A 13951-nucleotide genomic window follows, 5' to 3' on the forward strand; every position below is an offset into this window, starting at 1 on the left:
ACTGTCAGCCGCAAATCTTGCCACTCACAACCCATTCACTGGACGATATGTTTCAAGATAACCCGCTGCTGGCGCAGCTTAAACAGCAACTTCACTCTCAAACCCCGCGTGTTGAAGGCGTAGTAAAAGGGACTGAGAAAGGTTTTGGCTTTTTAGAAGTCGACGGGCAGAAAAGTTACTTCATTCCGCCGCCGTACATGAAAAAAGTCATGCATGGGGATCGTATCGTCGCCACCCTGCATACCGAAAAAGAGCGCGAAATCGCTGAACCGGAAACCCTGGTTGAGCCTTTCCTGTCGCGCTTTGTTGGCCGGGTGCAGAAAAAAGACGATCGCCTGTCGATTATCCCCGATCATCCGTTGCTGAAAGACGCGATCCCATGCCGTCCGGCGCGTGAAGTCACCCATAACTTCCAGGCCGGTGACTGGGCCGTCGCAGAAATGCGCCGTCATCCACTGAACGGCGATCGCACTTTCAATGCCGATCTGACTCAGTTCATCACCGACGGTGAAGATCACTTCGCGCCGTGGTGGGTCACGCTGGCTCGTCATAATCTTGAAAAAGAAGCGCCAGACATGGTCGCGATCTCCGAACAAGAGACCGCTCTGATCCGTGAGGACCTGACCGCGCTGGACTTCGTCACCATCGATAGCGCCAGCACCGAAGATATGGACGATGCGCTGCACGTGCAAGACAACGGTGACGGCTCGCTGCTGTTGACCATCGCCATTGCCGATCCTACCGCCTACGTCGAGCAAGGCAGCAATCTGGATGAAATCGCCCGCAAGCGCGCGTTCACCAACTATCTGCCGGGCTTCAATATTCCGATGTTGCCGCGCGATCTGTCCGACAACCTGTGCTCGCTGCGCCCGAATGAGCGCCGCTCGGTGCTGGCTTGCCGCGTGACTATCGCCGCAGACGGTGCGCTGGGCAACGATATCCATTTCTTTGCCGCCGAAATCGAGTCCAAAGCCAAACTGGTTTATGACGAGGTTTCTGACTGGCTGGATGGCGTCGCAGGCTGGCAACCACCGAGCGAGAGCATCGCACAGCAGATCACCTTGCTTAAACAGGTTTGCGATGCACGCAGCGCCTGGCGCCATCAGCATGCGCTGGTATTCAAGGATCGCCCGGACTATCGCTTTGTCCTAGGCGAGAAAGGCGAAGTGCTGGACATCGTGACCGAACAGCGCCGCACCGCCAACCGTATTGTTGAAGAGTGCATGATCGCCGCCAACGTCTGTGCCGCCCTGGTGCTGCGCGATCGTCTGGGCTTTGGCATCTATAACGTGCATAACGGCTTTGATCCGGCCCTGGTTGAGCAAGCGGTCGCCGTATTGCAGGCCAACGGCGTTGAAGCCGATGCCGAGAAGCTGCTGACCCTGGAAGGATTCTGCGAACTGCGCCGTCACCTCGACTCGCAGCCAACCCAGTTCCTGGACAGCCGCATCCGCCGCTTCCAGACCTTTGCCGAGATCAGCACCACGCCTGGCCCGCACTTCGGTCTGGGGCTGGAGGCGTACGCCACCTGGACCTCTCCGATCCGTAAGTATGGCGATATGGTCAACCATCGTCTGCTGAAAGCCATTATTAGCGAGCAGGCAGCGGAAAAACCGCAGGATGACGTCACCGTGCAACTGGCCGAGCGTCGCCGTTTGAACCGCATGGCAGAGCGCGACGTTGGTGACTGGTTGTATGCCCGTTTCCTCAAGGATAAGGCCGGAACCGATGAACGTTTCAACGCCGAGATCATCGACGTAACCCGTGGTGGCCTGCGCGTACGCCTGTTGGACAACGGCGCGATGGCCTTTATCCCTGCCCCGTTTATCCACGCGGTTCGCGACGAGATGGTGTGTAGCCAAGAGACCGGCACCGTGCAGGTGAAGGGCGAAGTGGTTTATCGCCAGAGCGATAGTCTGCAGGTGAACATTGCCGAAGTGCGTATGGAAACCCGCAGCGTAATTGCCAGACCGGTGGCCTAACGTTATCCGTGTTCGATCAAGGCGATACTTCGGTATCGCCTTTTTTATGCCTGCAACAACCTATTCTGTCCCCGTATGGCACGCTTCTTTCAGCAAACTCCAACTGAGTTCACATTTCTGATCCGACCAGCCACCGTCCGCGTTTAAACCTCCTACGTTTAATGAGTCGTTAACGTTTTGACGGACTCACAAACTAAAAAAAATCACCTTTCTACCTCTGCACAACAAGGAGTTGCGGAACATGAAAAACGTCAAGTCAGCCATAATCTGGCTCGCGGTGGCGCTGGTCGGTGCCTTCGCTTTCGGCATGCTTGCCTTGAGCCGTGGGGAACACGTCAACGCTGTCTGGCTGGTGGTGGCTTCCGTCGCCTGCTACAGCATTGCCTACCGCTTTTATAGCCGGTTTATTGCCAAGAACGTCTTTGAACTCGATGACCGTCGGTTAACGCCGGCGGAACGCCATAACGATGGCCTGGACTATGTACCGACCAACAAATGGGTGCTGTTTGGTCACCACTTTGCTGCGATTGCGGGTGCTGGCCCGCTGGTTGGGCCGATCCTGGCAGCGCAGATGGGCTTCCTGCCTGGTACCATCTGGATATTGGTTGGGGTGATGTTGGCTGGGGCGGTGCAAGATTTCCTGATCCTGTTTATCTCCACCCGCCGCGACGGACGCTCGCTGGGGGAAATGGCCAAGCAGGAGTTAGGTGCCTTTGCCGGTGTGGTAACCATGCTGGGTGCACTTGGGGTAATGATCATCATCCTCTCGGCGCTGGCGTTGGTGGTCGTTAAGGCGCTGGCAGACAGCCCTTGGGGTCTGTTCACCATTGCTGCCACCATCCCGATTGCGCTGTTTATGGGCGTTTACATGCGCTTTATCCGCCCAGGCAAGATTGCCGAGGTTTCGCTGATCGGCTTTGTGCTGATGATGATGGCGATCATCTACGGTGGCAACATCGCCATGCATCCATACTGGGGGCCGTTCTTTACCCTGCACGGCACCACCCTGACCTGGGTACTGGTGATTTATGGTTTTGTCGCTTCGGTGCTGCCGGTGTGGTTGTTGCTGGCTCCGCGTGACTATCTTTCTACCTTCCTGAAAATCGGTGTGATCGTGGGGCTGGCGGTGGGCATTGTGTTCGCGATGCCGGAAATGAGAATGCCGGCGGTGTCACGCTTTATCGATGGCAGCGGCCCGGTGTTTGCCGGTTCACTGTTCCCGTTCCTGTTTATTACCATTGCCTGTGGCGCAATCTCCGGGTTCCACGCCCTCGTCTCCAGTGGCACCACACCGAAGCTGGTTGAGCGTGAGAGCCATATCCGCTTTATCGGCTACGGCGGCATGCTGATGGAGTCCTTCGTGGCCATCATGGCGCTGATTTGCGCTTCGGTGATCGACCCAGGCGTCTACTTCGCCATGAACTCACCGGCGGCGCTGATCGGCACCACGGTGGAAAGTGCTTCACAGGCAATTAACAGCTGGGGCTTTATGGTCACCCCGGAAACGCTGACGCAGATTGCCCATGATGTGGGCGAGAAGTCGGTGCTGTCCAGAGCCGGTGGCGCGCCAACCTTTGCCGTTGGCATGGCTCATATCATCAGCGAGGTGTTTAACAGCCGGGCGATGATGGCCTTCTGGTATCACTTTGCCATCCTGTTTGAAGCCCTGTTTATCCTCACTGCGGTGGATGCGGGCACCCGCGCCTGTCGCTTTATGGTGCAGGATCTGGTTGGCGTGGCTATTCCGCGCTTGGCGAACAACCGCTCCTGGTTCGGCAACCTGGCCGGTACCACCGTGGCCGTGGCCGGTTGGGGCTTCTTTGTTTATCAGGGCGTCGTGGATCCGTTAGGTGGGATCAATACGCTGTGGCCGCTGTTCGGCATTGGTAACCAGATGCTGGCTTCAATGGCGCTGATCCTGGGCACCGTAGTGCTGTTCAAGATGAAGAAACAGCGTTACGCCTGGGTGACCATTTTGCCGACCATCTGGCTGTTTATCACCTCAATGACGGCGGGCTGGCAAAAGATTTTCCATGAAAAACCAAGCATCGGCTTCCTGGCGCAGGCGAAGAAATTCTCTGCCGGGATTGAATCGAACACGGTTATCGCCCCGGCCAAATCCATTGCGGATATGCAGACCATCGTGTTTGCCAATCAGATTAACGCCGCGTTGTGCGCCTTCTTTATGCTGGTTGCGGTGACGATGCTGGTTTCGGCCTTCTTCGTGGTGCGCCGCGCGTTGGGTTCCAAAACGCCTACGGTACGTGAAAGCACTATTGTACTGCGTGAGGAAACCGGGCGTGTCTAACTGAACGGCCAGGCTACGGGATGAGCCAGTTGAAACAGTCTCATCGAATGCCTACAAGGGCGGCCAGGTGCCGCCCTTGTCAATGCACTTTAGCTTATCAGCGTCGTGCCGAAAGCCCCCTGCCAATCCTGTTCAAACTTCTCTACCGCCGCCTGAACCGCCGGAGTGGAAATAAACTGTTCTGCCACATCCACCGGCAGAGTGATCGACTGACAGCCTGCTAACAGACACTCCAACGCCTGACGTGGCGTTTTAAAGCTGGCCGCCAGCACCTTGGCGTGCGGAGCATGCAGCGATAACAGCTGTTGCAACTCGTGCACCATTTCAACGCCGTCGCCACCCTGTGCGTCCAGACGGTTAACGTAAGGTGCCACATACTCTGCTCCGGCCAACGCAGCCAGCAGCCCCTGACCAGCGCCGTAAACGGCGGTACCCAAGGTGGGGATCGACATGGATTTCAGCTTCTTGATTGCTGCCAGCCCTTCTGCGGTAGTTGGAATTTTCACTACCAGGCCCGGCACGCGTTGACTCAGCAGAACGGCTTCGGCAACCATACGTTCTGCGTCGTTAGCCATCACCTGGGCAAACAGCTTGCCGGTACCGCCTAACGCATCACGCAAGGCAGGCAGAACCTCCCAGATCGGCTTGCCTTCTTTGGCAACGATGCTTGGGTTGGTGGTCACGCCGTGCAGCGGCAAGACGCGCGCCAAACGTTTCACTGCGCTGACGTCGGCAGTATCGAGATACAGTTCCATAACCTTCTCCTGATTCTTTTGTGGGCAGATTCAAACTCTGAACATAATAAGCGAAAAAAGCCGCCATCATTTGATTAAAATCAAATCAACTTTCATTCGAAACCCATTTAATTTACGTAAGAAGATTTTAGACTTCACAGGTGACGAATGCTTTTCAATCTACAGCGCTACTCAACACATGACGGCCCAGGCATCCGCAGCGTGGTGTTCCTTAAGGGCTGCTCACTTGGCTGCCGGTGGTGCCAGAACCCGGAAAGCCGTTCCCGCCAGCAGGAGCTGCTGTTTGATGAGCGCCTGTGTCTGGCGGCCTGTACCCTGTGCAGTGAGAGTTGCCCGCACGCTATCACCCGCGTTGATGACAACACCCTAACCCTGCAACGTTCGTTACTGACTGCCGCCGATTATGACGCATTAAACGGCTGTTGCCCAACTGGCGCGCTGAGCGTCTGCGGCACGGCGCTCGACCTTGATGCGGTGATGGCCGAAGTGATGCGCGATAAACCTTACTATCTGCGCACCGGCGGTGGCCTGACGCTGTCCGGCGGCGAGCCGTTTATGCAGCCAGAGGTTGCGGCTGAACTGCTCAAACGCGGGCGCGAGGCTGGTATCCATACCGCCGTAGAATCTTGCCTGCATACGCCTTGGTCCTATATCGAGCCATCTCTGCCCTGGCTAGACCTGATGCTGGCCGATCTGAAACACGTCGACCAAGTTCGCTTCAAGCAATGGACCGAAGGCTCCGCCAAACGGGTGATGGATAACTTCCTCCGTTTGGCCGCCGCTGGCACTCAGATCACCGTGAGGGTGCCGTTAATCCCCGAATTTAACGCCGATCGCGACTCAATCCGCGCCATTACCGACTTTGCCGCCGATGAAATCGGCGTCAAAGAGATCCATTTTTTACCGTACCACACGCTGGGGATGAATAAATACCATCTGCTCGGCGCGCCTTATTACGCTTCCCGTACCCCACTTGACGACCCCGAACTGCTGGCCTATGCCGAAGATTACGCCAGCGCCAAAGGTCTGACCGCCATTTTGCGAGGATAACACCATGACAACGCTGGATCTGACTACCCTGACCGAACGCACGCTAGCGCACAAGAACGCGCTGATCCATATCGTCAAGCCACCGGTCTGTACCGAACGCGCACAGCACTATACCGAAACGTACCAGCAGCATCAGGATAAGCCGCTGCCGGTAAGGCGTGCCATGGCGTTGGCCAACCATCTGGCCAAACGGAGCATCTGGATCAAGAATGATGAGCTGATTATCGGTAACCAGGCTAGTCAGCTACGTGCCGCGCCTATCTTCCCGGAATACACCGTCAGTTGGATCGAAAGCGAAATTGACGAGTTGGCCGATCGCCCCGGCGCTGGCTTCTCCGTCAGCGAACAGGATAAAAAGGTATTGCACACCCTGTGCCCATGGTGGCGTGGCCAGACCGTGCAGGATCGCTGCTACGGCATGTTCACCGATGAGCAAAAAGCCCTGCTGGCTACCGGTATCATCAAGGCGGAAGGCAACATGACGTCTGGCGATGCGCACCTGGCGGTCAACTTCCCGCTGTTACTGGAAAAAGGTCTGGATGGCCTGCGTGAGAAAGTGGCTGAGCGCCGTGAGCGCCTGCACCTGACGGACTGGGACGACCTGCATAAGGAACAGTTCCTCAAGGCCATCGACATCTCGCTGGACGCTCTCAGCGAGCACATCCTGCGCTTTGCCCAGTTGGCCCGTGAAATGGCCCAGGCAGAGCAACGCATCTGGCGGCGTGAAGAGCTGTTGACCATGGCAGCCAACTGCGAACTGATCGCCCATCAACCGCCACAGACCTTCTGGCAGGCGCTGCAACTGTGTTACTTCATTCAGCTGTTCCTGCAGATCGAATCCAACGGTCACTCGGTATCCTTTGGCCGTCTCGACCAATATCTGTATCCTTGGTATCGCCGTGACGTGGAGTTGGAGCAAAGCCTGCCGCGCGAAAAAGCCATCGAGATGCTGCACAGCTGCTGGTTGAAACTGCTGGAAGTGAACAAGATCCGTTCCGGCTCGCACTCCAAAGCCTCCGCCGGTAGCCCGCTGTATCAGAACGTCACCATCGGCGGCCAGAAACTGGTCAATGACCAGCCTTGTGACGCGGTCAACCCGCTCTCTTACACCATTCTGGAATCCTGTGGCCGTCTGCGTTCAACGCAGCCTAACCTCAGCGTACGCTATCACGCCGGGATCAGTAATGATTTCCTCGACGCCTGCGTGCAGGTGATCCGCTGCGGCTTCGGCATGCCGGCGTTTAACAACGATGAGATCGTGATCCCCGAGTTTATCAAGCTGGGCGTCGAACCACAGGACGCCTATGATTACGCCGCGATCGGTTGCATCGAGACCGCCGTTGGCGGCAAATGGGGCTACCGCTGTACCGGGATGAGCTTTATCAACTTTGCCCGCGTGATGTTGGCAGCTCTGGAGCAAGGGCGCGACGCCACCTCCGGCAAGATTTTCCTGCCGCAGGAGCTGGGGCTGTCTCAGGATAACTTTAGCCAGTTTGACCAAGTGCTGGATGCCTGGGATACGCAGATCCGCTATTACACCCGCAAATCGATTGAGATTGAGTGTGTAGTCGATACCGTGCTGGAAGAAAATGCCCACGACATTGTGTGCTCGGCTCTGGTGGATGATTGCATCGAGCGCGGAAAGAGCGTCAAACAAGGCGGTGCGAAATATGACTGGGTGTCCGGCCTGCAGGTTGGGATCGCCAACCTGGGTAACAGCCTGGAAGCGGTACGCAAGCTGGTGTTCGATCAGGGGATTATTGGTCAGCAACAGCTGGCTCAGGCTCTTGCTAACGACTTTGCTGGGCTGGACGGCGAGCAACTGCGCCAACGCTTGATCAACGCGGCGCCAAAATACGGCAACGATGTGGATGATGTCGATCAACTGCTGGTACGTGCCTACCAGACCTATATCGACGAACTGAAGCAGTATCACAACACCCGCTTTGGCCGTGGCCCGATCGGTGGTACCTACTATGCGGGCACCTCCTCCATTTCGGCCAACGTCCCGTTTGGTGCTGCCACCATGGCTACGCCAGACGGCCGTAAAGCGCATACGCCATTGGCGGAAGGGGCTAGCCCGGCCTCCGGCACCGACCATCTAGGCCCAACGGCAGTGTTCAACTCGCTGAGCAAACTGCCCACCGAGTCGATTCTGGGTGGCGTGTTGCTGAACCAGAAGCTGAACCCGTCCACGCTGGAGAACCCGCGTGATCGCGAAAAACTGATGCTGATGCTGCGCACTTTCTTCGAGGCTTACCATGGCTGGCACGTGCAGTATAATATCGTGTCACGGGAAACGCTGTTGGCCGCGAAGCAACATCCTGACCAATATCGCGATTTAGTGGTACGCGTAGCTGGATATTCTGCCTTCTTTACCGCATTATCCCCAGATGCGCAGGATGACATTATCGCGCGTACCGAACATACTCTTTAATCAGTGAATCGTTGCGGTCACCCTTTGGTGGCCGCCTATCAGGCCGCTATGAATTCAAGACAACAAACCATTTTGCAGTTGGTGAATGACCGCAGGCGCATCAGCGTTGGCGAACTGGCGCGCGCCTCTGGCGTTTCTGAGGTGACGATCCGTCAGGATCTCAATCTGTTAGAAAAACGCAGCTATCTGAAACGCGTTCACGGTTCTGCCGTTGCGCTGGAAAGCGACGACGTTGATGCCCGCATGATGTCCAACTTCACGCTTAAGCAGAAGCTGGCACAATATGCTGCATCGCTGGTCAACGATGGCGAAACCATCTTTATTGAGAGCGGTAGTGCCAACGCCTTACTGGCCCGCTATCTGGCCGAGCGCAAGCGCGTCACGCTGATCACCGTCAGCCATTACATCGCCCATCTGCTGAAAGAGACCGACTGCGATGTGATCGTACTCGGCGGCATGTTCCAGAAGAAAAGTGAAACCGTGGTCGGCCCGTTAACCCGCATGTGTATCCAGCAGGTGCACTTCAGCAAGGCGTTTATCGGGGTGGATGGCTATCACGCGGAAACTGGCTTCACCGGCCGCGATATGATGCGTGCCGACGTGGTCAATGCGGTATTAGCCAAAGGCGTAGAGAACATAGTGCTGACCGACTCGTCAAAATTCGGCCAGATCCAACCTAATCCATTGGAACCCATGAGCCAGATTGGGCGGGTGATCACCGACTCGCGTATCGCCAACGACTACCAGCAGTTGCTTAAACGCCAGGGTATCAAGTTGGATCTGGTTAACGAATAACGGCTGCGGGGCCGTTCGGCCCCGTGGTGAGATTACTGCCCATAATAGGCATGTGCTCCGTGCTTGCGCAGATAGTGCTTGTCCAACAGGCTCTGCTGCATATTGCCCAGCCCCGGTGCTAACTGACGCGAGAAGATCCCCATATAGGCCAACTCTTCCAACACCACGGCATTATGCACCGCGCCGTCAGCATCTTTGCCCCAGGCAAATGGACCGTGGGAATGTACCAGTACTGCCGGTATCTGAGCGGCATCCAACCCACGCTCTTTGAAGGTTTCGACGATCACCTGCCCGGTCTCCCACTCATAACGGCCGTTGATCTCTTCGTCGCGCATTAGCCTAGTACAGGGAATATCACCATAGAAGTAGTCCGCATGTGTCGTTCCCCACGCGGGGATGGCTAATCCGGCCTGTGCCCAAATGGTGGCATGGCGCGAGTGGGTATGAACGATCCCACCCGCTGCAGCAAAGTTCAGGTACAGCACCCGGTGGGTATCCGTATCGGAAGAAGGCTTTTTACTCCCCTCCACCACCTTGCCGCTCTCCAGTTCCACCACCACCATATCCTCACGGGTCATGGCATCATACTCAACGCCGGAAGGTTTGATCACCATCAGCCCCTGCTGGCGGTCTACGGCGCTGACATTGCCCCAGGTAAAGGTCACCAGATGATGGCGCGGAAGTTGAAGGTTGGCTTCCAGCACCTGTTGTTTTAGTTCGTTGAGCATGATCTTGTCCTTGTGGCTTGGTCTGCGACTATTGTCAGCAGGCATGCCACTGGGCGGTATGGGATAGATCGCTAAAGACCACGTAGATTTCTGCTGGATACACCAAGATGTGTGGCGGCTGATTCGGAATAATCGCCTGCCGACCTAGGCTAAATTAAGACTATTTCCCTATTTATCCCTCGTCAGAGATTTATACTGAAACAAGGCGAAAAAACCGCCCTGATTTTTTATTTGCCCTGTTTTGTGCAATAAATGCCATTTTTTATTTCAAGGTCGTCTGGAAGACAGTCTCAGGCCAGTTTGCTGATTACTGCCTATACTAAAGCTGTGCTATGCCAGTAAAGTAGTTCCATATAGCCGATGCTAAGGAGAATTCATTATGATCATTAATCAACGTTTGGCCACTGCCGCAGTGGTGATCACCCTGGCTCTGTCGCTGAGTGCCTGTTCGAATATGTCTAAACGTGACCGCAACACGGCGATTGGTGCAGGTGCAGGTGCGGTAGGCGGTGCGGTGCTGACTAACGGCAGCGCGTTGGGGACCGTCGGCGGTGCCGCTGTTGGTGGCATCATCGGTCACCAGGTGAGTAAATAAGCCACGGCTTGCTGATACCTCTGCCGATAGGCTGACAAAAGCGTTCACGCTTTGACGTCTAATTGAAAAAAACTTTCAGGTCTATTTTTACGTTTATCATTTCGATGAATGCAGCCGCAGTGACACACTGCGGCATATTTCATTTAGCTGCTCAACCGCCAGCCAGCTTAACCTTCATGCCCTTGGCTTCCAGTAATTGCTTTAGCAGGTCACGTTTGTCGCCCTGGATTTCGATCACACCATCCTTCACCGAGCCACCACAACCGCATTTCTTTTTCAGTTCGGCAGCCAGTTTATCCAGTGCCGCATCATCCAGATCGACACCGGTGATCAGGCAAACCCCCTTGCCTTTTCTGCCGCTGGTCTGGCGTTGAATACGCACGATGCCATCGCCTTTGACACGCTCTGGCTTGGCTTCTTCCTGCTTGATACGCCCGCTGTCGGTAGAGTACACCAGGCGGCTGTTATCATCATTCATGCTGGGTTCCTTAAACCAGTGAGGCTCGAATAGCGCTGAGCGCTGCCGCGGGATCGGCGGATTGCGTAATCGGACGGCCGATCACCATATAATCAACTCCGGCGGCCAGAGCCTGCACCGGTGTCATCACGCGGCGTTGATCGCCTGCGGCACTGCCTTCAGGGCGAATACCAGGAGTAACCAGTTGGAACTGGTCGCCACAAGCAGCTTTCAGGCGTGAAGCTTCCTGCGCAGAACAGACCACACCGTCCAGGCCACAGTCGCGCGTCAGGCGAGCCAGTCTTTCCGCCTGCTCTGCCGGGCTGAGTTCGATACCAATGGCGCGCAGATCTTCCGCCTCCATGCTGGTGAGCACGGTGACGGCAATCAATAGCGGTGCATCCGCGCCATAAGGCAGCAGCGCCTCTTTGGCTGCGTTCATCATGCGAGCACCACCGCTGGCATGTACGTTCACCATCCATACGCCCAACTCCGCCGCAGCGGCTACGGCATGCGCCGTGGTGTTAGGAATATCGTGGAATTTCAAATCGAGGAACACCTCAAATCCGCGCTGATGCAGATCGCGCACGATCTCAGGCCCGAACAGGGTGAACATCTCTTTACCCACTTTTAGCCGGCAATCTTGCGGATCGATACGGTCGGCAAAGGCCAATGCGGCGGAACGGTCGGCGTAATCCAATGCCACGATGATGGGCGATGATTTTAAGTCATTGTTATTTGAGTTATTTTCAGACTTCATAGCTTCTACCTTGTGTGAAATGGACGTGATGAGTGAGCCGCCAGCAAAACTGACCGCCGCATTCTACATGCCAGACAGCGGAAATCCCAGTCACGCAACCCGTTGCCGTTACGTAATGTTAACACAGCGTTGGTCATCGACTGTCAATAACGCCTTGCGCCCTTAACCCAGGGTGAGTAAAACGCGGTAAAGAAGCGTAAATTCTTAATCAAATAATTTGATTAACATGCTCAAGCCTATCCGATTTCATCCGTTTATAAATGCTATATCATTCAACACATCGAAAGCGGAAACACTTTCACCCTCAAAACCAAATTGGAGATACTCATGAAAGGCATCAAATATTTTGCAGCAGCTACCGTTCTGGTCCTAACCTCATTTGCCAGCGTTGCCGCTGAGCCAGTCAGCCAGCAACAGGCACAGAGCCTGACTGAAGTTGGCGTAGTATCTGCCGGTGGTGTTACCACGCTGAGCAGCCTGGAAGCCAAGCTGGCGGCTAAAGCCAAAGCCCAAGGCGCTAGCAGCTATCGCATTGTCGCCGCCGGTGGTAACAACATGCTGCATGGCAACGCGATCATCTATAAATAAGTTCGAGTCACCCTCTAGATTATCTGAACGGGCGCTGCATAAGGCGCCCATCCCCTTCGACACCACAGCCCACCTGTTTTTATTCTGGTACCAACTTGCGACAGACATTCAGTACCAATTGCCGCAACCAACGATGAGCCGGATCCGCCTCGGCACGTGGGTGCCACAGCTGCGATATCGTAATCAGTCTGGTCGTAACCGGCAGTTCAAAAGCCCAGAGTGTCGCTACGCCCCCATCAATATTGGTCACTGGTTGATTGATAAGGAATGAGGCAGGCACCAACGCCACCAGATCGGACTCCTGAGCGACGGCCAAGGCTGCCGGGAAACTCGGTACCACGGCGGCAATGTTGCGCCGCAAACCTAGTTCAGCCAATGCTTCGTCTACCGGCCCGTAGGTACGCTCACGCCGGGAAGCGACAACATGGCCCAACGCGGCATACTGGCTGGCCTTCACCTCTGGTTCCCGCGCCAGCGGATGCCCCGCTCTTACCACACCAACGAAGCGATCCCTAAACAGCGCCTGCACGCGTATTTCCGGCCCCATGGTCCCCAAAACACCAATCTCAAGATCAACCAGACCTTCACGCAGAGGCTTTGAGGTTTTCTCTGGCTTGGGCGAAAAACGCAGGCGCACCAAAGGCGCAGCCTTGGCGGCTGCCGCAATCAGTGAAGCTCCAAATGCCTCCACAAACCCCTCATTGGCACGAACGTTAAAGGTGCGTTCCAGCGTGGCGAGGTTCAATTCTGTGGCGGATGGGCGCAGCACCGAACGCGCCGCAAATACGGCATTTTGCGTACGTTCCCGCAGCTCCTCGGCATAAGGCGTCAGCACCATGTGGCGGCCGGCACGCACCAACAAGGGATCTTCGGTAACGGTGCGTAGCCGGGTGAGCGTGCGGCTCATGGCAGAAGCGCTTAAACCAAGACGACGCGCAGCACCAGCCACGCTGACTTCAGCGAGCAGCGCATCAAGGGCGATAAGTAAATTGAGATCGGGTTCAGTCATGGCTCATAGTATCTCGGCCAAAAAAATGAGGAAAGCGTAGCGCATTGGTGTAGCCCATTTATGTTACAAAATTATTAAATTTTTATTACACACTGGACAGATCTGCACGGCTGACTTAGCTTGATGGTAACCTCCCGCGTAAAAGGCAGCAAAATGAGCGAGATATCGACACTAACCATCAAGATCCCTCTGGCACTGAAAGAGCAAATCAAGGCGATTGCCTTGGAGAACCAGCTTTCATTGAGTGCAGAGGTTTGCCAACGGCTGGAACATAGCTTCGAAGTCCCTGCCAAAGCCAGTAAGAAAGCGGCTCCGCTGCATCATGACGATATCGATAATCAGGGCACCGAAGAGGAGATTGAACAACCTCTTAGCCAGAAAGAGCTGAAGAAGCTGCGTCAACTGCTGAAAGGCGGCGCGAAAAGCGGCAAGAAAAAGTAACCCGGACAATCTTGGCGGGCGCCGCATGTGCAGCGCCCCTAGCTAA

Annotated in this window: 13 protein-coding genes; 8 read left to right on the plus strand and 5 right to left on the minus strand. The window is 55.7% G+C overall.

The window, feature by feature from the left end; translation table 11 throughout:
* Positions 1-47: 47 nt before the first annotated feature.
* Complete coding sequence (locus KGP17_RS13855) at positions 48-1982, plus strand: exoribonuclease II (RefSeq protein WP_071683698.1); 1935 nt, start codon at positions 48-50, stop codon at positions 1980-1982.
* 241 nt (positions 1983-2223) lie between these two features.
* Positions 2224-4290: a carbon starvation CstA family protein gene (locus KGP17_RS13860; protein ID WP_021806557.1), complete on the plus strand. Its 2067-nt coding sequence runs from the start codon at positions 2224-2226 to the stop codon at positions 4288-4290.
* 89 nt (positions 4291-4379) lie between these two features.
* On the opposite strand, the gene fsa is transcribed toward KGP17_RS13860, so the two are convergent.
* Positions 4380-5045 carry a fructose-6-phosphate aldolase gene (gene fsa / locus KGP17_RS13865; protein WP_021806558.1) on the minus strand — a complete coding sequence of 222 codons (666 nt, stop codon included), beginning with the start codon at positions 5043-5045 and terminating at the stop codon, positions 4380-4382.
* Positions 5046-5192: 147 nt separating this feature from the next.
* Here fsa and KGP17_RS13870 point away from each other — a divergent pair, with 147 nt between their 5' ends.
* Genes KGP17_RS13870 through KGP17_RS13880 form a run of 3 tightly spaced genes read left to right on the plus strand, consistent with a single transcriptional unit; the run spans position 5193 to position 9327 of the window.
* Positions 5193-6095: a glycyl-radical enzyme activating protein gene (locus KGP17_RS13870; protein ID WP_059200933.1), complete on the plus strand. Its 903-nt coding sequence runs from the start codon at positions 5193-5195 to the stop codon at positions 6093-6095.
* 4 nt (positions 6096-6099) lie between these two features.
* Positions 6100-8532 (plus strand): formate C-acetyltransferase/glycerol dehydratase family glycyl radical enzyme, encoded by a 2433-nt coding sequence (locus KGP17_RS13875; protein WP_223497774.1) that lies wholly within the window; start codon positions 6100-6102, stop codon positions 8530-8532.
* 48 nt (positions 8533-8580) lie between these two features.
* A complete protein-coding gene (locus KGP17_RS13880; RefSeq protein WP_037376111.1) occupies positions 8581-9327 on the plus strand; it encodes a DNA-binding transcriptional regulator YciT in 747 nt (248 codons plus the stop codon).
* Positions 9328-9359: 32 nt separating this feature from the next.
* Here KGP17_RS13880 and araD read toward each other — a convergent pair whose 3' ends face one another.
* The gene (araD, locus tag KGP17_RS13885) at positions 9360-10055 is read right to left on the minus strand and encodes an L-ribulose-5-phosphate 4-epimerase (protein ID WP_059200935.1); all 696 of its coding nucleotides are present in this window, start codon (positions 10053-10055) and stop codon (positions 9360-9362) included.
* 376 nt (positions 10056-10431) lie between these two features.
* On the opposite strand from araD, the gene osmB reads away from it, so the two are divergent.
* Positions 10432-10650, plus strand: a complete 219-nt coding sequence (gene osmB / locus KGP17_RS13890; protein ID WP_037375983.1) for an osmotically-inducible lipoprotein OsmB — start codon at positions 10432-10434, stop codon at positions 10648-10650.
* 151 nt (positions 10651-10801) lie between these two features.
* On the opposite strand, the gene yciH is transcribed toward osmB, so the two are convergent.
* Together yciH and pyrF are read right to left on the minus strand one after the other, a co-directional pair.
* The gene (yciH, locus tag KGP17_RS13895) at positions 10802-11128 is read right to left on the minus strand and encodes a stress response translation initiation inhibitor YciH (RefSeq protein WP_021806564.1); all 327 of its coding nucleotides are present in this window, start codon (positions 11126-11128) and stop codon (positions 10802-10804) included.
* A gap of 10 nt (positions 11129-11138) precedes the next feature.
* Positions 11139-11867, minus strand: a complete 729-nt coding sequence (gene pyrF / locus KGP17_RS13900; protein ID WP_021182086.1) for an orotidine-5'-phosphate decarboxylase — start codon at positions 11865-11867, stop codon at positions 11139-11141.
* 327 nt (positions 11868-12194) lie between these two features.
* Between pyrF and KGP17_RS13905 the strand changes: the two genes are divergently transcribed.
* A complete protein-coding gene (locus KGP17_RS13905) occupies positions 12195-12455 on the plus strand; it encodes a YdgH/BhsA/McbA-like domain containing protein (protein ID WP_059200936.1) in 261 nt (86 codons plus the stop codon).
* A gap of 79 nt (positions 12456-12534) precedes the next feature.
* On the opposite strand, the gene KGP17_RS13910 is transcribed toward KGP17_RS13905, so the two are convergent.
* Positions 12535-13464: a LysR family transcriptional regulator gene (locus KGP17_RS13910; RefSeq protein WP_021806567.1), complete on the minus strand. Its 930-nt coding sequence runs from the start codon at positions 13462-13464 to the stop codon at positions 12535-12537.
* Between the two features lie 153 nt (positions 13465-13617).
* Between KGP17_RS13910 and KGP17_RS13915 the strand changes: the two genes are divergently transcribed.
* The gene (locus KGP17_RS13915; protein ID WP_021806568.1) at positions 13618-13905 is read left to right on the plus strand and encodes an Arc family DNA-binding protein; all 288 of its coding nucleotides are present in this window, start codon (positions 13618-13620) and stop codon (positions 13903-13905) included.
* The last annotated feature ends 46 nt before the right edge of the window (positions 13906-13951 follow it).

This window comes from Serratia sp. JSRIV001 (assembly GCF_019968745.1).
Taxonomy (GTDB): domain Bacteria; phylum Pseudomonadota; class Gammaproteobacteria; order Enterobacterales; family Enterobacteriaceae; genus Chania; species Chania fonticola_B.

Coding starts and splice junctions, on each gene's coding strand:
- fsa (WP_021806558.1), bottom strand. CDS start 5,045: ATGGAACTGTATCTCGATACTGCCGACGTCAGCGCAGTGAAACGTTTG.
- KGP17_RS13860 (WP_021806557.1), top strand. CDS start 2,224: ATGAAAAACGTCAAGTCAGCCATAATCTGGCTCGCGGTGGCGCTGGTC.
- KGP17_RS13915 (WP_021806568.1), top strand. CDS start 13,618: ATGAGCGAGATATCGACACTAACCATCAAGATCCCTCTGGCACTGAAA.
- KGP17_RS13870 (WP_059200933.1), top strand. CDS start 5,193: ATGCTTTTCAATCTACAGCGCTACTCAACACATGACGGCCCAGGCATC.
- yciH (WP_021806564.1), bottom strand. CDS start 11,128: ATGAATGATGATAACAGCCGCCTGGTGTACTCTACCGACAGCGGGCGT.
- KGP17_RS13910 (WP_021806567.1), bottom strand. CDS start 13,464: ATGACTGAACCCGATCTCAATTTACTTATCGCCCTTGATGCGCTGCTC.
- KGP17_RS13875 (WP_223497774.1), top strand. CDS start 6,100: ATGACAACGCTGGATCTGACTACCCTGACCGAACGCACGCTAGCGCAC.
- pyrF (WP_021182086.1), bottom strand. CDS start 11,867: ATGAAGTCTGAAAATAACTCAAATAACAATGACTTAAAATCATCGCCC.
- KGP17_RS13880 (WP_037376111.1), top strand. CDS start 8,581: ATGAATTCAAGACAACAAACCATTTTGCAGTTGGTGAATGACCGCAGG.
- KGP17_RS13855 (WP_071683698.1), top strand. CDS start 48: ATGTTTCAAGATAACCCGCTGCTGGCGCAGCTTAAACAGCAACTTCAC.
- araD (WP_059200935.1), bottom strand. CDS start 10,055: ATGCTCAACGAACTAAAACAACAGGTGCTGGAAGCCAACCTTCAACTT.
- KGP17_RS13905 (WP_059200936.1), top strand. CDS start 12,195: ATGAAAGGCATCAAATATTTTGCAGCAGCTACCGTTCTGGTCCTAACC.